Origin of the sequence: Pseudidiomarina aquimaris (genome assembly GCF_003987395.1) — a bacterium.
GTDB lineage: Bacteria > Pseudomonadota > Gammaproteobacteria > Enterobacterales > Alteromonadaceae > Pseudidiomarina > Pseudidiomarina aquimaris.
Genome location: NZ_PIPT01000001.1, coordinates 317,199 through 338,781 on the forward strand (window position 1 = coordinate 317,199; position 21,583 = coordinate 338,781).

Consider the following 21,583-nt stretch of genomic DNA (forward strand, 5'->3'; position numbering starts at 1 on the left):
CTAAGACAATAACAAAAGCGCCAACCGGCGCTTTTGTTTTGCCAACTCGAAAAAAATAGGGAAACACAATGTTCATTACAGCTAATTTTGATAGCGGCAACATTGACGTCATTCGTGCTGAAGACGCAACTGATATTGAATTGCAAATTCGCCGTGACAACCAATCTGATTTTTACCAATGGTTCCACTTTAAACTCTACGGCGAAGTGGGAACCGAACATGTGATGCGTATCACAAACGCAGGCGAATCAGCTTATCCTGACGGTTGGAAAGAGTATTCAGCGCTTGCCTCTTATGACCGTGAAACTTGGTTTCGTGTACCCACTCAGTTCGATGGCAAGACATTAACCATTGCCTATACACCAGAACAAGAAAGTGTTTACTTTGCTTACTTCGTTCCTTATTCGTATGAACGTCATCAGGATTTGATCCAGTGGGCGCAACAGTCAAGCTTAGTGGAACATGTCTTTCTAGGTCCAACACTTGACGGTCGCGACATGAACCTTTTGGTCATCGGTGAACCGGACGACAGCAAACGCAAGATTTGGGTAACTGCACGCCAACACCCTGGTGAAAGTATGGCTGAGTGGTTTATCGAGGGCATGTTGGGACGCTTACTCGATGACGAAGACGGGGCAGCGCGCAAGCTACTACAAAATAACGTGTTTTATGTTGTTCCGAACATGAACCCAGATGGCAGCGTACGCGGTCACCTGCGTACCAATGCGGTGGGCACCAACCTTAACCGCGAATGGGCTGAGCCGACCTTAGAGAAGAGTCCGGAAGTTTACTACGTACTTAAGGCGATGGATGAGACGGGTGTTGACCTTTACTTGGATATCCATGGCGACGAGAACTTACCGTATAACTTCCTCGCCGGTTGTGAAGGCGTGCCTTGCTATAACGAGCGCCATGACAAACTAGCACAGCAATTCAAAGATACCTTGTTAGCGATTACGCCAGAGTTCCAAACTGAATTTGGCTATGAAGTTGATAAGCCAGGCGAAGCCAACCTCACCGTAGCAAGCAACGCAGTTTCTGAGCGTTTCGACTGTTTGGCCTTTACCTTAGAAATGCCATTTAAAGATAATGCCAACTTGCCGGACGAAGATTTTGGCTGGTCGGCGAATCGCAGCGCTCAATTAGGAGCAGATGTTCTAAGTGCGGTTTATGCGGTAGCAAATAACTTGCGCGATTAATGCGCGCAAGTTAGTTTTAAATAACCATAATCACAATAAATAACGATAACAATTCGCAAGGGGGACACCTTGGAAGCGATTAACAACTTTCTCTTGCTGCTCGATAGCTATCTTGGCTCGGCAGCTTACTTTCCCTACATCCTTTTGGGTGTAGGTATTTTCTTTACTCTCTACCTCGGTTTTCCACAGATCCGCTTCTTTGGACACGCTTGGAAAGTTGTCACGGGTAAATTTGACAAAAAGGGCGCACAAGGCGACACCAGTCACTTCCAAGCCCTCTCTACGGCTCTTTCGGGAACCGTAGGTACTGGTAATATCGGTGGTGTAGCGTTAGCTATCTTTTTAGGGGGTCCTGCTGCACTGTTTTGGATGTGGGTGACTGCATTCTTGGGTATGACCACTAAGTTTGTTGAGGTCACACTTTCGCACAAGTACCGCGTAAAAACCGAAGACGGCACGATGGCTGGCGGCCCGATGTACTATATGGACCGACGCTTAAACATGAAATGGCTGGCAGTGATCTTTGCGATCGCAACCATTATCAGTTCCTTCGGTACCGGTAACATGCCGCAAATTAACAACATCGCGCAAAGTATGGAAATGAGCTTTGGCTTTGACCCAATGCTTACCGGTGGTGTTTTAGCTATTCTTCTTGCCATGGTCATTATCGGTGGCATCAAACGTATTGCTGCCGTTACTTCGAAAATCGTCCCGATTATGGGTGTGTTGTATGTCATCGGTGCATTGAGCGTTATTTTCTATAACGTTGACCAAATTGGCCCATCGTTCGCTGCCATCTTTACCGATGCCTTTACGGGCTCAGCAGCCACCGGCGGTTTCTTGGGTGCGACGTTTGCCTACGCCTTCAACCGCGGCGTTAACCGTGGTCTATTTTCGAATGAAGCAGGTCAAGGTTCGGCACCGATCGCGCACGCGTCTGCACGTGCTGACGAGCCAGTTTCTGAAGGTTTGGTTTCCATTCTTGAACCCTTCATTGACACCATCATCGTTTGTACACTTACCGGTTTGGTTATCTTGTCTTCAGGTGTATGGAATCAGAAGCATGAAAACACCTTCTCGCGTACCGACTTAGAGATCGTAGCGGGTAATTACAACGATAGCGTTGACGCTGACCGTACGGCCCTCTATCACTACCTCAACGGCACCGATGAGAATACCATCGAGAAGTTTACTGGTACGATTCAAGTCCGGGACGGCGCAGCAGTATCAAACGGTTACACGCTATTGCACGCACGTTCGGTTGCGGAAAATGTACGCTTTATCGTTGCTGGTGAGGATCCGTACACGGGTACGCTGCGGATCGATAATGGGCGCTTGATGAAAGAAGACATCGTGATTGTTGGCGAGAGTCTGGTACATTCCGCAGCGCTTACCTCAATTGCCTTTAGCAATGGTTTCCTTGGCAGTGCAGGGGAGTACATCGTACCGATAAGCTTAATGCTCTTCGCATTCTCGACCGCCATCGCTTGGTCGTATTATGGTGACCGAGCAGTCGTTTACTTGTTCGGCCAAAAAGGCGTGATGCCGTATCGCATCATCTATGTGGCCGGTTTCTTCGTAGCTTCGTTTGCTGACACCACGCTGGTGTGGACCTTGTCCTATGTGGCGATAGTCTTAATGACCTTACCCAACTTGCTGGGGATTATGTTATTACGCCGCGAGATGAAGGACACTGTGAAGGCATACTGGCAAGATTTTGATGCTGAACAAGCGAAAAAGAAAGAACAAGAATAAACGCTGAAGAGTCAAAATCAGCAACTTATCTAGGAGCCCGCAATTTGCGGGCTCTTTTTTTGCCATCCGCCGTCGGAACGCTTGAATTTGACGCTGAAACCCTTATATTGCTTAGTCTGATGTAAAAAGAGAGAGGACCTGATGGCGCTGATTCGTTGCCCCTCCTGTAACAAACGCACTTCCGATAAAGCCAAACAATGTTCGCATTGCGATTATGTTCTCGCTGGCCGCAGCAAAGAAGAACTGAGTCGCGAAAAAGAACGCGCACAGCAGCGGAAAAAGGAAAAGCTATTGAGCCAATCGATGCTGGCTTTGTTAATTGCTATTGCTGCGTTTGCCTATATCTTTCTCGAACAACCGCATGAAGATTCTTGGTACGCAAAAATCAGCTATAGCTTGCTGTTCCTCGGTTTGTTGTGGTTCTTAGTGAATCGTGTCCGCCTATTAATGAACAAGCGAGAGCGTTAATGCAGTTTGAAGATCTGCTGGCCAGTATTACACCAGAAACTTTTGCGCGTCTTGTCACCGCAGTGGAAACAGGACGTTGGCCTGACGGTGTAGCACTTACTGAAGCACAGAAAGAAAATACCATTCAATTGGTAATGGCCTATCAAGCCAAATATTGCCCATCGGACGAACCATTCCGTGTAGGTGCGGACGGCTTACTCGTGACACGCAGTAAGCGTGAAATGAAAGCGTCTTTAAAGCCAAACGAAGAAACCATTGCATCGTTTCCACTGCATAATGAAGAGTCTTAAATCATGAGTCGTACCGACTATTCTCTACTGCTTGCGCAAGCGCAGGCAATTACTGCTGGCGAAGAAGACCTTATCGCCAACCTAAGTAATCTATCAGCTTTGGTTTTCGACACGCTCGAAAACGTCAACTGGGTTGGGTTTTATCTTACCCGCGCCCCTGAAACACTTGTTTTGGGTCCCTTTCAAGGCAAAGTCGCATGTTTACGTATAGACTTTGGTAAAGGCGTTTGTGGCGCTGCGGCGAGTAGCCGTGAAACACAGCGTGTGCATGATGTTCACGCATTTCCCGGACATATCGCGTGCGATAGCGCATCAAACTCCGAGGTAGTGGTGCCACTTATCGTTAACGACAAGGTCGTTGGCGTGTTTGATCTCGATAGCCCGAACGTTGGCCGCTTCACCGAAGAGGACGCTGCGGGGTTAACCGAGCTGGGACGATTTATAGAAACCTTAAATTGGGCGTCGCTTTCTGATGTACAGTGATTTCGATATTTATGCTTATCTTGTAAGTCATAGCGATATGGCTTTTTTCGAAGACGACGCCGATGAAGCCGTCGATCAAATGAACGAGATGTTGCATTATATTCACGCATACAGCGAAGAAAGTGATACCCTCGACAAGTTAGAAGAAGTAGTACGCCGTACCCTATTTGATTGGATCGAAAACCCTGACCTCTTAGGCCTCGACAGCGATGAAATGCAAGCGTACATAACGGAGCAATTAGCTGACGCCCGTCAGCAGGAAAGCGATGATGATGACTGAAGTAAAGAAATTAACGAATAATAAAGAAGTTCTAGCGTATCTTGCAGCCAAATTCCCGGCCTGCTTTTCGCTTGAAGGCGACGCAAAACCGTTAAAAATTGGTATTTTCGAGGAACTTGCGCAACGCTTAGAAGATGATGAGAGTGTAAGTAAAACACGTCTACGCACTGCGTTACGACATTACACCAATTCATGGCGCTATCTACGTGCGATGAAAGCGGGTGGCGAACGCATTGATCTTGATGGTAAAGCTGTTGGGCCCGTTGAAGAAGAACACCAGACGCACGCAGCAGAAGCGCTTGCCGAATCACAGGCTGCGGCGGCTGAACGTAAGAAAAAAGCTCAAGCCGAGCAACGTGCGACAGCACCCAAGCGCAACAAAGCTCCGAAACAAAAGCTCACGTCTAAACCAAAAGTCACCAGCAAACGTAAACCTAAACAGGCACCACAGCCTAAGTTACAAGCAGCGCAAAGCGATGATCTCAAAGTGGGGCAAAAGGTTCAGGTGAAAGCTGGCAAACAACCTGTTGCAGGTGAGATTATCGAGCGCGACCGAAATGATGTGGTGGTGCAACTTCACAATGGTTTGACGGTCAAAGTTGCAACGGACGCCATCTTTGTTGCACAGCAGGAGTAGTCATATGGCACAATTAGCGCTCAAGAAGTTAGCCCTTTCAATCACCCTCGGTTTAAGCTTGACTGGGACTGCTATCGCGGTACCACCGGCGCACGAAATAGATGAACTGCCAGAGCTTAAACAGGAAGATCAGCACAGTGTCGTGAGTCAACGCGTAACAACTTACTTTACGCGCTACCATTTCAAAAATATGGAACTCGACAACGAACTGTCAGAGCGCATTCTTGATCGCTATTTGGAAATGCTTGACTACAACAAGATGATCTTGTTGCGTGAAGATGTTGAACAAGCAGCTGAGTACAAGCACTTGTTTGATGACATGATTCACTCGGGCAAGTTGAGCCCAGCTTATGCGCTTTTTGATAAGGCGCTTCAGCGTAACTATCAACGCTACGAATATGCATTAAGCCTACTCGATAAAGAGCAACCTTTTGATTTTACGGTTGCTGATGACCGTTATCATTATGACCGCGAAGACGCTGACTGGGCCAGTTCTAAAGCTGAACTTGATGAACTGTGGCGGCAGCGGGTGAAATACGATGCGCTAAACCTTACCATGACGGGTAAAGAGTGGCCTGATGTCGTTGAAACACTTGAAAAACGTTACAACAATGCGCTGAAACGCCTCACGCAAACCAATAGCGAGGACGTGTTCCAGACCGTCATGAATGCGTTTGCGCGTAGCGTTGAAGCGCACACCAGTTACCTTTCGCCGGCCAACTCTGAACGCTTCGAGCAGAATATGAACCTCTCGTTGGAGGGCATCGGCGCCGTCTTGCAGTCAGACTATGATTACACCGTAATCCGCAGCTTAGTCCCTGGCGGTCCAGCAGATAAAAACGGCAATATTGCTCCGGATGACCGCGTTGTCGGCGTCGCACAGGGTGACGAAGAAGATGCTGAATTCGTTGATATTATCGGCTGGCGACTCGACGAAGTGGTTGAGCTTATCAAGGGGCCCAAAGGCTCGACCGTGCAACTTCAGGTATTGAAAGCGGACCAATCTGCAAGCGCCACACCGAAAGTGGTTAAGATTGTTCGTGATGAAGTTAAACTCGAAGACCGTGCGGCGAAAGTCGACATCAAAACCATGGAAGAGGGGCCTTATAAAGGCCGCACCTTGGGGGTGATTACAGTCCCTAGCTTCTACCATAATGTCAGCGAGGACGTGAAACGACTGATCGCTGAATCCGAAGAGGCCGGCGCCGAAGGCGTTATTATGGATCTACGGACTAATGGTGGCGGTAGCCTGCAAGAAGCGATTCGCCTCACCGGATTGTTTATTGATTCTGGCCCGGTTGTCCAAGTAGCAGACGGCAGTGGCCGCCGTGAAGTTAACGGTGACCGTGACGACATGACCTACTATAACGGGCCGTTAGTGGTCATGATTGACCGCTACAGCGCATCGGCATCAGAGATTTTTGCTGCCGCGATGCAAGACTATGAGCGGGCGCTGATCGTGGGTGAAAACACCTATGGTAAAGGTACTGTACAGCAACATCGCGGCTTACAACGTCGTTTTGACTTCTTCGACGAACCTTTAGGTAGCGTCCAGTACACCATTGCCAAATTTTATCGCATCAATGGCGGTAGCACGCAGTTAAAAGGTGTTGCACCAGATATCACTTTCCCAACGGTAACTGATGTTGAAGAGTTTGGTGAGAGCAGTTTGGAAAATGCCTTGCCTTGGGACAAGTTAGACACGGCGACTTATGAAACGGTTAACCTTCTTGCCGAAGAGAAACTGCAACAGTTACGCCAGCTAAGTCAGCAAAATATTGCGGCTAATCCTGAGTTTAATTACGTTATGGAAGATGCTGCTGAATACCAGCGCGAAAAAGCGAAAACCTGGGTTAGCCTCGTGCTCGCAGAACGTGAAGCCGAGCAAAAAGCCGACGAAGCGAAGCGTTTAGCTCGCATGAATGAACGTTTATTGCGGGCAGGGTTTGAGCCGGTAGAAAAACTTGAGGATGTGCCAGAGGACTATGAGGCACCGGATCCGTACCTAAACGAAACCCTAGTGCTGAGTTTCGAGCTTATCGATTCCATGAAGATAGCCATGCAGTAAAATGCAGCGCTTAGCCCAAAAAGCCGCCCATGGCGGCTTTTTTGTGGCATCCTATATGACGTTAGAAAAACCCAAGCAACAATAATAATAATCTACGGAACACTTGGTTATGACAGTTCAAAAAGCTATTGCCAGCCGCTGGTCAAGCCGCATGGCGTTTATCTTGGCATCCACTGCAGCGGCAGTCGGTCTCGGCAATATTTGGAAGTTCCCTTATATCACGGGTGAGAATGGCGGTGGCGCCTTTGTCCTCGTCTATTTGCTCTGTATTGCAGCGATTGGCATCCCCATCATGATGGCGGAAATCATCATTGGCCGGCGAGGCCGCCATAGTCCAGGTATTGCCGCACGCGAGGTGGCGAAAGAGTCAGGTCGTAGTTCAGCATGGCAAATTACCGGTTGGGTCGGTATGGCAACTGGCTTCTTAGTCCTAAGTTTCTATGCTGTGATTGCCGGTTGGGCCGCTGCCTATGTTTACGAAGCCGCGAGTGGTCATTTTGTCGGGCAAGATGTCGCTGCCATTAAAGGCATGTTCGGGGAATTGGTCAGCTCACCGCAGCGGCTTACGTTCTGGCATGCTGCCGTGTTACTCGGGGTAGCTCTCGTCGTAGGCAAGGGCTTGAAGGACGGCCTTGAGCGCACCGTACGCTGGATGTTGCCAATTATGGTTGCCTTACTCATTGCAATTGCTGTTTATGCCGCAATGATTGGCGATTTTGCCGCCGCGCTAAGCTTCATGTTTGCACCTAATTTTGCCGACTTAACTTTAAACGGTGTGTTGTTAGCCTTGGGGCATGCGTTCTTCTCGCTCGGCTTGGCTTCCGGTGTTGTTATTATGTATGGCGCTTATCTGCCACGCGAAACTTCAGTGGTGCAGACGACGCTCTGGGTAGCGATGGCGGATACGGTTGTTGCCTTACTGGCTGGCTTTGCGATTTTTCCTATTGTGTTCGGCAGTCAACTCACCCCCGAAGCGGGGCCTGGACTTATTTTCCAAACCTTGCCAGTCGCCTTTAGCAGCATGCCGGGTGGCGTTTTTGTTGGGACGCTATTCTTTGTCATGTTGGTGATTGCCGCTTTTACCTCAGCTATCGCAATGATTGAGTCGGCGGTCGCATTTTTGCAGGAAAAGTTCGATTGGGGACGTTGGCGTGCTACTATCACCGCCGTTTTGACGCTTTGGTTGCTTGGCCAGCTCACGATTTACTCCTTTGCTGGAGCCAGTTGGACACAGTTGGACTGGAGTGTTCCGGGCAAGACGCTGGCGTCATGGTTTGACGTGATCGATTATGCAACAGGTTCACTACTGTTGCCATTGGGTGGCTTATTACTCGCCATTTTCAGTGGCTGGGTTATGACGCGTCCCGCCAGCCAAGACGAACTCGATACGCACCCAGTCGTCTTCAAGCTTTGGCGCTGGATGGTCCGCTGGTTTGCGCCAGTGGTTATCGTAATTATCTTTTTGCAACTTATCGGCGTGTTCTAAGACACTTCGACGCGAACTATTTCACGGAATTAATTTGCTGATTTAATTTGAGAAACTAACTATGCGAAACCAATCTTATTCAGCCTTCAAAGAACCGAGCCTGCTGCAGGCAGCGCTACCGTTGGTAGTGTTGATCATTGCACTAGCCAGCTCGGTCTACTTATTCGGCGAAGATTCGTCTTACGGCCCGAACCAAATTGCCTTATGGGTTGCGGGCGGCGTTGCCGTGATCATCGGTTTTGTAAATAACTATCGCTGGGAAGACATCGAAGAGGGTATCAAAGAAGGGATATCAGTTGCGTTAGGTGCGTTACTTATCATCCTCGCGGTCGGTTCACTGATCGGTACTTGGTTACTGTCAGGTACCGTACCAACGATGATTTATTTTGGCTTGGAACTTCTGAATCCGAGCTGGTTTTACGCCGCCAGCGCACTTATTTGCGGTATTATTGCCCTCGCTATAGGCAGTTCATGGACCACCGCTGCCACCATCGGTGTCGCGCTCATGGGCGTTGCTACGGGGATGGGCTTATCTCCGGCAATTACCGCGGGCGCAGTGGTTTCTGGCGCCTACTTTGGCGACAAAATGTCACCACTTTCTGACACGACTAACCTAGCACCTGCCGTGGCCGGTACTGAGTTGTTCGCGCATATCCGCTATATGTTTTACACAGCAGGTCCGGCTTATCTTATTGCCTTGCTTCTATTTGCTATTCTTGGTTTGAACACGGATGTGAATGCAAGTGTCGCGCAATTAGAGCGGATGCAACTCGAAATCTCAAATGCCTACAACATTGGCTGGGAAATGTTAGTGCCGCTAGTTGTCCTACTAGCGTTAGCAGCCACCCGCAAGCCTGCTTTGCCAACCGTGTTCTTCGGTGCCTTACTCGGTGGTCTTTGGGCAGTTTTATTCCAAGGCGATGTTATTACCCGTCTCGCCGGTGAAGATTCTGCTGTGGCGAGCTTAAAAATGGTTTGGATGGCGCTGACGGATGGTATCACCGTTGAGACTGGCAACACAGAACTGGACTCACTGCTCAGTGGCGGTGGTATGTCGAGCATGCTCAATACCGTTTGGCTCATCTTAAGCGCCATGGCGTTTGGTGCCGTTGTTGAAAAAATAGGCTTGCTGCAACGCCTTATCTCTGGCGTACTTGGCTTTGCAAAGTCAACCGGTAACCTGATTACTGCAACATTGTTCACCTGTTTCGGCGCGAACTTGCTGACCGCCGACCAATACATGGCCATTGTTATCCCTGGGCGTATGTTCCGCGAGGAATATGAACAACGTGGACTCGACGCTCGGGTGTTATCGCGTACCCTGGAGGATAGTGGTACGTTGACCTCTGCGCTCATTCCGTGGAACACCTGTGGTGCCTTTATGATGGGTACCTTAGCTATTAGTCCACTCGAATATGCGCCGTTCGCATTCTTCAACTGGCTCACTCCGCTCATTGCGATGTTCTACGGTTATACCGGCATTCGTATCTTGCGCCGCGAGCGCAGCACTGTTTCGGAACCCGCACACAGCAACTAAAGTCATCAAGAAGTAGGGGCTTTATGACCGCAGTAACAACTCAGAAAACCGCTAAATACCGGAGTGATTATCGCACTCCGGTATTTACTATCGATAGCATTCATCTCGATTTCCATTTGCACGACACTGCCACGCGTGTGGTTGCCGTGATGCAGGTACGACGCCTTAGTGCCGGTGCGCTTGAATTAGATGGGGAGCATTTGCAATTAAAGCGCGTCGCTATCGACGGACAACCCTTGGCAAGTACTGACTATGAAGTCAGTGCAACCCAGCTTCGTATTGCCCAAGTACCGGACAATTTCGAACTCACCATCGAAACCGAAGTAAACCCAAGCGAAAATAGTGCTCTGGAAGGTTTGTATAAATCCGGTGGTGCTTATTGTACCCAGTGCGAAGCAGAGGGCTTCCGCCGCATTACCTACTATCTTGACCGTCCGGATGTACTGGCTGTTTTCACGACCACCGTGCGAGCAGACGCAGACGCTTATCCGTACTTATTGAGTAACGGGAATTTACAGAGCAAAGGTAAAACCGAGAACGGTGAACATTATGCAACTTGGCATGATCCTCATCCCAAACCGGCTTATCTGTTTGCCTTGGTTGCGGGTGATTTCGACCGTTTGACTGATCATTACGTGACCATGGAAGGTCGCGAGGTCTTATTGGAGCTCTTTGTTGATAAAGGAAACCTGCACCGCGCCGATTACGCCATGCAGTCGCTCAAAAAAGCGATGAAGTGGGACGAAGAGCGCTTCGGTTTGGCATATGATCTCGAACGCTACATGATTGTCGCCGTCGACTTTTTCAATATGGGGGCGATGGAAAATAAAGGCCTCAATATTTTTAACTCAAAATACGTCTTAGCCGACAACGCTACGGCAACCGACTGGGACTTTATTCATGTCGAATCCGTTATCGGCCATGAGTACTTTCACAATTGGACCGGCAATCGAATTACCTGCCGCGATTGGTTTCAATTGAGTTTGAAAGAGGGGCTCACCGTTTTCCGTGATCAAGAATTTAGTTCCGATCTTGGTTCACGGGCAGTTCATCGCATCGATGCGATTCGTGTCATGCGGAGTCATCAGTTTAATGAAGATGCCAGTCCAATGGCACACCCGATACGGCCCGATAAAGTTGTCGAAATGAATAACTTTTACACCGTCACGGTTTATAACAAAGGTGCTGAGGTCATTCGCATGCTGCATACTTTGTTAGGTGAAGGCGGATTCCAAGAGGGGATGCAACTTTATCGTCAACGCCATGACGGCCAAGCGGTAACCTGTGAAGATTTTGTCGCAGCAATGGAAGCGGCAAATGCGACCGACCTGACGCAGTTCCGCAGGTGGTATAGTCAAGCAGGTACTCCGCTCGTCAGTATTCGTGAAGATTACGATTCCGAACAACATGTGCTCAAGTTGACGGTTGAGCAGCAAACACCTGCCACAGCCGGCCAAAAAGATAAGCAGCCCGTTGTTATCCCACTGCTGCTAAGCCTTTACTCGCCGCAGGGGGAGCGTTTAACCGTCGAGCATGAACAATTGCAACGGCACGAGTCGGGCAGTGAACTGTGGGTTTGTACTGAAGCATCAGCAACACTCGAGCTTACCAATATCGAGCAAAAGCCGGTCATTGCCTGGTTGGAAAATTTCAGTGCTCCCGTGAAACTCGAACGCGATGTTGATTTAGAAGTCTATACGACCTTGTTAGCTCACGCCGAACAAGAAGTCACGCGCTGGGAAGCAGCACAACAGATGTATCTGCATGTGTTGCTGGGGGCTGTACGTGAGCAAACCCAACTTGTCTTGCCAACGCAGCTTGCTGATAGTTTAAGAAAAGTTCTGCATGCACCGTTAGATGATGCCTTGAAAGCGCTTATTTTCACGCCACCGAGCGCCGAAGAGCTCATCGAGTATTTTAGCGAAAATGTCCCGTTAGCAGCCATTGCTACTGCAGTTGAAGACCTACGAGGTCAAATTGCGCTAGCGTTAAGCGCTGACTTTGCTGAAATCTATAGCGGGCTGTCGGCCGATGAGCATGACTTAAGTGCTGCGGCGATGGCGGCACGGGCGATGCAAAATCGTTGCTTATATTATTTAGCCAAAGCCAAACCTGAAGATTACGCGGCTAAGGTCCTCACGCAAGCAGCTCAAGGACAAAGTATGACGCTGCAACAGGCGGCTTTGGAGTTTGCCGTGCACTTGCAGTTGCCAGATTATCAGCGGGCTTTGGCAGAGTTTGCCTCACAATGGCAAGCAACGCCGTTAGTTATGGATAAGTGGTTTGCAGCTCAGGCCAGCGCACCGCATGCAGAAACGGTTGAAAGAGTGACAGAACTGCTCGATCACCCTAAGTTCACCTTACGTAACCCTAATCGCGTTTACGCTTTGGTTGCGACCTTCTGTCGTAATAGCATTAGTTTTCACCGTGCCGACGGGCAGGGCTATCAATTCGTGCTTGGAATAATTAAGCAATTGAACACCCTGAATCCACAAGTAGCATCACGTCTTATCACGCCGTTTTTACAATGGCGACGTTTCGATAGCAAACGGCAACAAATGCTTAAAGACTGCCTTATCGAGCTACAGGGGATAGATAACTTAGCGAGCGATCTTGCCGAAAAAGTTGAGAGTGCGTTAGCTCAATAAGTCGACGAACCTCAATATTCATGCACAAAGCTGTCATATTCATGTTCAGGCCGCGTAAACCGTGGTCTGAACACTGATTTTTCCTGTTTATTATCATTGAATAGCGCGGCTAAATGTCCGACAATAAAGGCTATCGGAAAAATCTGTGACAGATCACAGTATTGTTCTAACTCATTCACAGTATTGTTCTACCTCAATAGGTTACAAGGATACTTAGCATGAACTCCGTTGGCGACAGCCAGACCCCCGTAATTCTGCAGAAAGTGGCCGCGCTCATTAAGCAACGCGCGACCGACCGCGCTGATATCATCCAAGATTTTGCCCTTCGAATGTTCCGCAACGTCGCATCTGACGAACTCGCGCAACGCAATGATAGTGATCTTTATGGTGCCATTATGGGGCTGTGGCACAGTTTCAATGACTACCGTCCAGGCGAAAAAGCGCTGATTAAAGTTTATAACCCAGAAGTCGCGCGCCATGGCTGGGAATCTGCTCATACGATTATTGAGATTATCCAAAGCGACATGCCTTTCATGGTGGACTCGATTCGCATGGCACTCTCACGCATGGGAATTAATTCGCATCTGCTGTTGCACCTACCACTGAGCCATGAGCGTGATAGCGAACAGCGCATCTCGAAATTACTCAAGCCAGGCACGCGTGGCGACAACGAGGTGGACACGGTCTTCTTGATCGAAATCGATCGGCAGACAAGTAAAGATGCGATTGCCCAGCTGAAACGCGAGCTCGCCTCGGTCATGGATGATGTTACTTATTCTGTAACCGATTGGCAGGCCATGCGCGAGCGCATGGAGCAAGTCGCTGAAGAACTGAGTTCAATTAACTATCCAGGCGACGCAAAAGAATTGAAAGAAGCGCAACGATTCTTGAAGTGGTTAGCGAAAGACAACTTTACCTTGATGGGCTACCGCCGCTACGATCTGAAAGCGGTGGAAGGCGATTATGTGATCCGCCAACAGGCCGATTCAAGTCTCGGCCTTATGCGTAAATCTGCAACCAATAAAGAACGCTTGGTATCTTCACTCCCAGAAGTTGCCCGTGAACTTACCTTTGACAACCGACTGTTGTTGGTTACCAAAACTAACTCGAAATCACGCGTACACCGTCCAGCCTATAGCGACTATATCGGGGTGAAACGCTTCGATAAAAACGGCAAAGTCATCGGTGAAGATCGCTTTATTGGTTTGTATTCAAGCAGCTTCTACAACAACAGTGCGCGTGACGTGCCGTTAGTCGGTGAGAAAATCAAGCGCGTGATGGATGCCTCTGGCTTTGCGGCAAACTCACACGCTGCCAAAGCGTTGCTGAATATTCTAGAAACCTATCCGCGTGATGAAGTCGTGCAAGCGAGCGAGAGCGACTTACTTGATGTCGGCGTGGGTGTCTTACAGATGCAAGAACGGGATATGACCCGCTTATTTGTGCGCCGCGATATTTTCGGTCGTTTTGCATCTTGCATGGTTTATGTGCCGAAAGAGCGTTACAACACTTTATTGCGCCAAAAAACACAAAGCATTTTAGCTACTACTCTTAACAGTAAGTACGATGTTGAATTTACCACTTACTTTTCGGAATCGTCACTCGCCCGCACGCACTACACCGTGCGCCTTGGCGAGAATGTACAGGACATCGACGTGAAAGAACTCGAACAGAATTTAGTTGAAGCGGCCCGCACTTGGGAAGATAATTTTGAGCGTATTTTGCGCAGCACCTTTGGCGAATCAAAAGCCAATGCGTTAAATAAAAAGTATGCCAATGCCTTCCCGCGTGCGTACAAAGAAGAAGTCTTGCCGTCAGTAGCCATTGCTGACATTCAACAGCTCGAGGCACTCGATAAAGACCATAAGTTGGGTATGCTCTTTTATCGCTCGCGTGAAGAGAATGAGCAGAGTAAACGTATTCGCTTGAAGCTCTTCCATAAAGACGAGCCGATCCATTTGTCCGATGTACTACCCATGTTAGAAAACTTTGGTTTGCGCATCATTGGTGAAAGCCCGTATCAAATCAAAGCGACCAACGGCGATATTTTCTGGGTACTCGACTTCCAGATGCTGCATAGCAACGCAACGCTCGACCTTGAAGCAAGTCGTGACTTGTTCCAAGACGCATTTGCGAAAGTATGGTCAGGACACTATGAAGATGACGGTTTCAACCGTCTTGTTCTAAGCGCTGGTTTAACCGGTCGCCAAGTGATCATCTTGCGTATGTTCGCTAAATACATGCGCCAAATTGGCACCACGTTCAGCCAGAGTTATATTGAAAGCACCTTTAGCAAGTATCCTGTTATCGCGACCCTTATTGTGAAGCTCTTCTTCAGTAAGTTCGAGCCAGGCACGAAGAGTCGCAATAAGAAAATCGAAGCGTTGGAAACACGTATTACCAGCGAGCTCGACAACGTTGCCAACCTGGATGACGATCGGATCATACGCCGTTATGTTGAATTAATCTTGGCGGCACTGCGCACGAACTTCTTCCAAAAAGATTCTGCCGGTGAAGACAAGCCGTACATTTCGGTGAAATTTATGCCGGAAAAAGTACCGGAAATGCCATTGCCATTACCGAAGTACGAAATTTTCGTTTACTCGCCGCGCGTCGAAGGCGTGCACTTACGTGGCGGTAAAGTAGCGCGTGGTGGTTTGCGTTGGTCAGACCGTCGCGAAGACTTCCGTACCGAAGTCTTGGGCTTGGTTAAAGCGCAACAAGTTAAAAACACCGTTATCGTGCCGGTCGGCGCCAAAGGTGGTTTTTTCTGTAAACAACTACCGGAAGAGCGCGAAGCGTTTTTCGAAGAGGGTAAAGAATGTTATCGCACCTTCATTCGTGCGTTGTTGGATATTACCGATAACATCATTGAAGGCGAAGTGGTGCCGCCGGTGGATGTTGTGCGTCACGACGAAGACGACACTTACCTTGTGGTTGCCGCCGATAAAGGCACTGCCACTTTCTCTGATATCGCCAATGGTATCTCACAAGATTACAATTTCTGGTTGGGTGACGCCTTTGCTTCGGGCGGTTCCGTGGGCTATGACCATAAGAAAATGGGTATTACCGCACGTGGTGCCTGGGAGTCGGTCAAGCGTCACTTCCGCGAAATTGGCATTGACTGCCAAAACACCGAATTCACCGCAGTAGGTATCGGCGACATGGCCGGCGACGTATTCGGCAATGGCATGTTGCTATCGAAGCACACACGCCTTGTTGCGGCGTTCAACCACATGCACATTTTCATTGACCCAGAACCCGATGCGAAGAAGAGCTATGCCGAGCGTGAGCGCCTGTTCAAACTACCGCGCTCCTCGTGGGAGGACTACGATAGCTCATTGATTTCGACTGGCGGTGGCATTTTCTCGCGTAGCTCGAAAGCTATCGAATTAACGCCAGAGATGAAGAAGCTGTTTGGTACTCAGAAGAAATCGATGACGCCAACCGATATGATCCGGGCCATTTTAATGCTGCCAGTGGATCTTCTTTGGAACGGTGGTATCGGTACTTATGTTAAGTCAGCCAAAGAAAGCGACAGTGATGTAGGTGACCGTGCTAACGATGCGCTCCGTGTTAACGGTAAAGAATTGCGTGCGAAAATTGTCGGCGAGGGCGGTAACTTGGGTCTGACCCAACTGGGCCGTATCGAATATGCGCGTAACGGTGGACGTATCAACACTGATGCGATTGATAACGTCGGCGGCGTTGACTGTTCGGACAACGAAGTCAATATTAAGATCCTGCTTAATGGCTTGGTAGCTCAGGGCGAGCTTACCCGTAAGCAACGCGACCAGTTGCTTTACGATATGACCGACGAAGTCGCACAAATCGTACTCAAAGACTGTCATCGTCAGTCACAATCTATTTCGGTGACGGCTTTGCGTGGTGCGGATCAGGTCAAAGAGCTGCAACGCTTTATTCATCATCTTGAGCGTGAAGGACAACTTAATCGCGCCTTGGAGTTCTTGCCGGACGATGACGAGCTAGCAGAGCGTCAAGCAAGCGGTAAGGGCTTTACGCGGCCGGAACTGGCGGTGATCACTGCCTACGGTAAGATGGTCTTGAAAGAAGATCTGCTGGACGACGCGGTCATGGCCGACCCGTTCCATGCACGTTCGCTTATCAACGCGTTTCCAAAACCATTACAAGAACCTTATGCCGATGCGATGCAAGCGCACCCGCTGCGGGCGCAAATCATTGCCACTCGCTTGGCAAATAACATCGTTAACGACATGGGGCCGAACTTCGTCTTCCGTAAGATGGACGCGACCGGTGCGACCGCCGCTGAAGTTGCTTCAGCCTACGTTGTGGCCCGTGAATGCTTTAATTTACGTGGTTTGATGGAGCAAATCGAAGCTGGCAACAACAAGATCCCTGCGGATGTGCAAAATCAAATGTTGTTCCAGCTGCGTCGGGTGGTCCGTCGTTCGACTCGTTGGTTCTTGCGTCATCGTCGCCCTGAGTTAGAGACAATTCAAGATCAATTGGATTTCTATCAAGGTGCCTTTAACGATCTGCGTAAGAACGTTCTGAGTTACTTGGTTGACGATGAGCGCGCGGGAATCGAAAAAGAAATCGAGCGTTTAACCAATACCGGTGTACCGGCTAAATTGGCGGAACAAATCGCGATTCTATCAACCTTGTTCTCGGCGCTAGATGTCGCGGATATTGTCCACGAAACCAAGCGCAAAGTTGGCAGTGTGGCGAATGCCTATTTCCACCTAGGGGCAGAAGTCTCCTTGCATTGGTTCCTTGAACAGATCAATTCGCAACCGGTGGATAACCATTGGCAGGCGTTGGCACGCGCGGCTTTCCGCGAAGAGCTTGACTGGCAACAACGTTCACTCACCTTGAGTATGCTGATGGGCGGCGATCCGAAGACCGATGGCTTGGAAGTACTGGCTGCTTGGTTGGAAGAGAACCGTGTCTATGTTGATCGCTGGTTGCACATGTTGTCGGATTTCCGCACGACCAAGACACATGAGTTTGCGAAGTTCTCAGTGGCACTGCGTGAGTTGATGTTGTTAAACCACAACTGTACGGCGGTAAGCGTGTGAGTCTGTACAGTGCAGCAAGATGGTGTTTGTTCCGTTTAGATGCGGAACAAGCACATGATCATTCAATGCGCATACTGCACAAGTATGCGCATACCCCTTTGGCGGCATTCTGGCGTCAAAAGGTTGCAACGAAGCCGGTAAAAGTCATGGGTATCGATTTTCCCAACCCAGTCGGCTTAGCTGCGGGTTTAGACAAAAATGCGGAATGTATCGACGCCTTTGCGCAAATGGGCTTCGGATTTATTGAAGTCGGTACGGTTACCCCGCGTCCTCAGCCGGGCAATTCCAAACCAAGACTGTTTCGCCTGCCGGAAAAAGAAGCCATCATTAACCGCATGGGCTTCAATAATCACGGTGTGGATTATCTCGTAGAGCAAGTCAAGAAAGCACGTTTTCGCGGTGTGCTGGGTATCAATATTGGCAAAAACAAGGACACGCCAGAAGAGCAGGCGGCGAACGATTATATTGCTTGCATGCGTAAAGTTTATCCGTATGCCAGCTATATCACCGTTAATATCTCATCGCCAAATACGCCGGGCTTACGCGCTTTTCAGCACGGTGAAGCATTAAACTCTTTATTGTCTGCGCTGAAAAAAGAGCAGGCAGCGTTGACCACGAAGCACGAAAAGTACGTGCCGCTCGCAGTAAAGATAGCGCCCGATGTTAGCTCGGAAGAGTTAGCTGCGATGGCACAGGCATTCCTCAAGCATGAGATTGACGCCGTTATTGCTACCAACACCACACTCAAACGTGAGGCTGTCGAAGGGCTACCAAACGCTGATGAAGCCGGCGGGTTGAGCGGGGCGGTACTATTTGAAGACAGTACGCGGGTGGTAAGAGAACTCTCTGGTTTATTGCAGAATAAATTGCCGATTATTGCCGTCGGTGGGATTGATTCCTATGCCGCAGCTCGGGCAAAACTGGCGGCCGGAGCGAGCTTAGTACAAGTTTATACTGGCTTTATTTACCATGGACCCAAACTGATCCGGAACATCGTGAATAACTTGTAATCCACGAAGTTTTTCGCTATGTTAATTCGCAGTTAAGCATTATAAAAATACCAATAAGCGTTAACAGAAGGGGCAATTTGTGCACGCATCGCAGCATTGGCGCTGGATCTTTGATCCTGAGACGCAACAGCTATCGGTAGAGCTCGATCACGGGCTGGTGCATAAATGTCCCTACAAAACCTCTCGTCTTATCCCAATGAACCCACTACATGCAGCTTTCACTATGGAAGATGCGGAGTGCTTCCAAGAATTTTATGACGTCCTAAGTGCCTACGAATTATGGGATCCAATGTTGCTGACGCAAGCTGCATTGAATCGTACCATTCTTGAACGTTTTGGCCGTCCACAAATGCCGCAAAGTTGGTATTTCCAAAGCTGCACTACAGCCCCTAACTATGACCTCGATGTCGGTGCGCTGGTAGAGTTGAATTCAGGGATTGAAAACGCATTATTCGCCATTATTGACATTGATGATGAATTCGCTGAATGCATGTGTTTAGCAAGTTCAATGACGCTCTCTGAGGTAAAAGAAATGCAGCAGTTTGATTCGGTTAAAGTGTTACGAAATCGACTGCAACCCAGTCACTATCTGCAACTTCACCTTGATGACGAGCACTTACGCCACGCCTGATTAGAGGCCGTTATGCCGCCACGTTTTTCTTATCGACTGCTTGCCAGTACATTTGTACTTTTTCTTTCTATCACTAACGTAGCTCACTCTATGTCCAAAGTTGAAAATTACCGCACCACATTGCGTGTCATGAGCACCAGCGATGTTCATGGACAAATGCTTAATTACGATTATTTTAGCGGTGAGGAAGTTGCGCAACAGGGCTTAGTTAAGACAGCTACGCTCATTGCCCAAGCTCGAGCAGAACAGCCGCTGGCTATTTTGGTAGAAAACGGAGATTTGATTCAAGGTTCAGCGCTCGCCGATTACGCAGTTGCGGAGTTTCCAGTAGCTACGAAAACACACCCAATCATCCAAGCATTGAACCACCTCAACTATGATGTCGCGAACCTTGGCAATCACGAGTTTAACTTTGGTCTCGACTATTTGGCAGCAACTTACCGCGATGCTGCTTTTCCGGTACTTGCCAGCAATCTTGAGTTATCTGCTGCAACAGCCGCTGCACTCAAGTCTGAGTGGCTGGATATCGCTTGGATCGAACGCCAGGTAAAGCTGCCACAGACAACGCAATCGATACCATTAAAGATTGCAGTGATAGGCGTTGCGCCGCCACAAATTATGCAATGGGACCAGCATCACTTGAAAGGTAAAGCGGACGTTTTACCGATGGTAAGCAGTACTCAAAAGCGCGTACAGAGAGCACGCGAGCAGGGCGCTGACGTTGTGATATTAGCGGCCCACACGGGAATGCCTAAGCAGACGAGCGACCCTGAGGATAGCGAACAAACGGGTTGGCTGTTAGCGGGTATTGCAGGTATTGATGCCATGTTGCTTGGCCATCAGCATGAGGTCTTCCCAGGCTCCAATGTTTATGACCAGTTACCTGACGTCGACAGCACTGCTGGGGTGGTGCGTGGTGTCGCCACGGTGCAGCCGGGCATTTATGGAAGTCATTTAGGCATTATTGACCTCGAACTCGCTTATTCCGCAACCAGCGGTTGGCAGGTCGTCGGCACTTCCAGTTCGACGCGTGCGGTCACGGCGGCAACGCCGGTGGATACCCAACTAGCAAAGCATTTACAGTCGGCCCATGCAGCGACGCTTCGTTTTATGCAGCAACCCATAGGCACAACCGAACAGCCGCTGAGTTATAAAACAGCCCGTTGGCAACCCAGTTCAGCAGTCCAGTTTGTGCAGCGCGCTCAGCTTTGGCAAGCGCGACAACTTATCGCTGCGAGTCAACTGGAGCAACTCCCCATCTTAAGCGCCGCAGCGCCATTCGATGCAGCTTTTAGCGCAGATGAAACAGCTACGGAGATAGCTGCCGGCCCGCTTACTCGCGGTGCCATTGGCGATCTTTATCGCTATCCGAACACGCTCGATATCGTCCAACTAAACGGTGCACAAATCAAAGACTGGCTAGAGATGAGCGCGACCGCCTTTAGTCAAGTTCAAGAGAATGCCGACCCGCAAGATTGCTGGCAGGCACTCAATCAAGAATTTCCGCACTATAATTTTGATATGTTGTTGGGCTTGGACTACACCATTGATAGTACTGCGGCGGTAGGTCACCGCATTAAGGATCTGCGCTTCGCCGGAAAACAAGTAGCTGCTAGCCAACTTTTTTATGTCGCAACCAATAATTATCGTGCCAATGGTGGTGGCGATTTCCCACACCTAGATGGTACGAATACAGTCATTCGTGGCGCAGATATGCTCGCGGATGTTTTGCTAAAATATATTGGGAATTTGCCGCAAGGGCAGTACACAGAAGAACTTGAAAATCACTGGCAAGTAATTGGTTGCGGGGGCAGGATTTGAACCTACGACCTTCGGGTTATGAGCCCGACGAGCTACCAGACTGCTCCACCCCGCGTCCGATGCTGCGCATGTTACCAAGCTTTTCGTAGAACGCAAGCACGCATTGCACCAACTGCTGTTTATTTCAGCACATTTCGTTTGATTGCTGCTTTTTCCTACAATTCCGACAATACAGCGCTTCTCGCATGCCGTATAATGACGCCACATTTA

Annotated in this window: 15 protein-coding genes and 1 tRNA gene; 15 read left to right on the plus strand and 1 reads right to left on the minus strand. The window is 49.2% G+C overall.

The features are described from left to right. Window positions 1–68 precede the first annotated feature (68 nt). The 15 genes from CWE21_RS01600 to CWE21_RS01670 all read left to right on the plus strand — a co-directional run bounded on the left by CWE21_RS01600 (window position 69) and on the right by CWE21_RS01670 (window position 21,373). Window positions 69–1,199 (plus strand): M14 family metallopeptidase, encoded by a 1,131-nt coding sequence (locus CWE21_RS01600; RefSeq protein WP_126832500.1) that lies wholly within the window; start codon window positions 69–71, stop codon window positions 1,197–1,199. A gap of 69 nt (window positions 1,200–1,268) precedes the next feature. Beyond that, window positions 1,269–2,954, plus strand: a complete 1,686-nt coding sequence (locus CWE21_RS01605) for an alanine/glycine:cation symporter family protein (protein ID WP_126832502.1) — start codon at window positions 1,269–1,271, stop codon at window positions 2,952–2,954. Window positions 2,955–3,095: 141 nt separating this feature from the next. Continuing rightward, entirely contained in the window at window positions 3,096–3,422 is a 327-nt protein-coding gene (locus CWE21_RS01610) for a hypothetical protein (RefSeq protein WP_126832504.1), read from the plus strand. Beyond that, complete coding sequence (locus tag CWE21_RS01615; protein WP_126832506.1) at window positions 3,422–3,712, plus strand: YeaC family protein; 291 nt, start codon at window positions 3,422–3,424, stop codon at window positions 3,710–3,712. The genes CWE21_RS01610 and CWE21_RS01615 overlap by 1 nt, the downstream gene beginning before the upstream one ends. 3 nt (window positions 3,713–3,715) lie before the next feature. Continuing rightward, window positions 3,716–4,195, plus strand: coding sequence for a GAF domain-containing protein (locus CWE21_RS01620; protein ID WP_126832508.1), 480 nt, complete (start codon window positions 3,716–3,718; stop codon window positions 4,193–4,195). A gap of 37 nt (window positions 4,196–4,232) precedes the next feature. Next, window positions 4,233–4,475 carry a hypothetical protein gene (locus tag CWE21_RS01625; RefSeq protein ID WP_241970192.1) on the plus strand — a complete coding sequence of 81 codons (243 nt, stop codon included), beginning with the start codon at window positions 4,233–4,235 and terminating at the stop codon, window positions 4,473–4,475. Then, window positions 4,468–5,112 (plus strand): RNA chaperone ProQ, encoded by a 645-nt coding sequence (proQ, locus tag CWE21_RS01630; protein ID WP_126832979.1) that lies wholly within the window; start codon window positions 4,468–4,470, stop codon window positions 5,110–5,112. The genes CWE21_RS01625 and proQ overlap by 8 nt, the downstream gene beginning before the upstream one ends. A gap of 4 nt (window positions 5,113–5,116) precedes the next feature. After that, complete coding sequence (gene prc, locus CWE21_RS01635) at window positions 5,117–7,180, plus strand: carboxy terminal-processing peptidase (RefSeq protein WP_126832512.1); 2,064 nt, start codon at window positions 5,117–5,119, stop codon at window positions 7,178–7,180. Window positions 7,181–7,289: 109 nt separating this feature from the next. Then, window positions 7,290–8,666: a sodium-dependent transporter gene (locus CWE21_RS01640; protein ID WP_126832514.1), complete on the plus strand. Its 1,377-nt coding sequence runs from the start codon at window positions 7,290–7,292 to the stop codon at window positions 8,664–8,666. Between the two features lie 61 nt (window positions 8,667–8,727). Then, a complete protein-coding gene (nhaC, locus tag CWE21_RS01645; protein WP_126832516.1) occupies window positions 8,728–10,203 on the plus strand; it encodes a Na+/H+ antiporter NhaC in 1,476 nt (491 codons plus the stop codon). Between the two features lie 23 nt (window positions 10,204–10,226). Continuing rightward, window positions 10,227–12,851, plus strand: coding sequence for an aminopeptidase N (pepN, locus tag CWE21_RS01650; RefSeq protein ID WP_126832518.1), 2,625 nt, complete (start codon window positions 10,227–10,229; stop codon window positions 12,849–12,851). A 218-nt stretch (window positions 12,852–13,069) separates the two neighbouring features. Continuing rightward, a complete protein-coding gene (locus CWE21_RS01655) occupies window positions 13,070–17,911 on the plus strand; it encodes an NAD-glutamate dehydrogenase (protein WP_126832520.1) in 4,842 nt (1,613 codons plus the stop codon). A gap of 2 nt (window positions 17,912–17,913) precedes the next feature. Beyond that, window positions 17,914–18,921: a quinone-dependent dihydroorotate dehydrogenase gene (pyrD, locus tag CWE21_RS01660; protein WP_126832980.1), complete on the plus strand. Its 1,008-nt coding sequence runs from the start codon at window positions 17,914–17,916 to the stop codon at window positions 18,919–18,921. Between the two features lie 79 nt (window positions 18,922–19,000). Beyond that, the gene (locus CWE21_RS01665) at window positions 19,001–19,552 is read left to right on the plus strand and encodes a cell division protein ZapC domain-containing protein (RefSeq protein WP_126832522.1); all 552 of its coding nucleotides are present in this window, start codon (window positions 19,001–19,003) and stop codon (window positions 19,550–19,552) included. Window positions 19,553–19,564: 12 nt separating this feature from the next. Next, complete coding sequence (locus CWE21_RS01670) at window positions 19,565–21,373, plus strand: bifunctional 2',3'-cyclic-nucleotide 2'-phosphodiesterase/3'-nucleotidase (protein WP_126832524.1); 1,809 nt, start codon at window positions 19,565–19,567, stop codon at window positions 21,371–21,373. Here the strand turns inward: CWE21_RS01670 and CWE21_RS01675 are convergent. Next, window positions 21,352–21,428: transfer RNA gene (locus CWE21_RS01675), tRNA-Met, on the minus strand. The genes CWE21_RS01670 and CWE21_RS01675 overlap by 22 nt on opposite strands. Window positions 21,429–21,583: the final 155 nt, after the last annotated feature.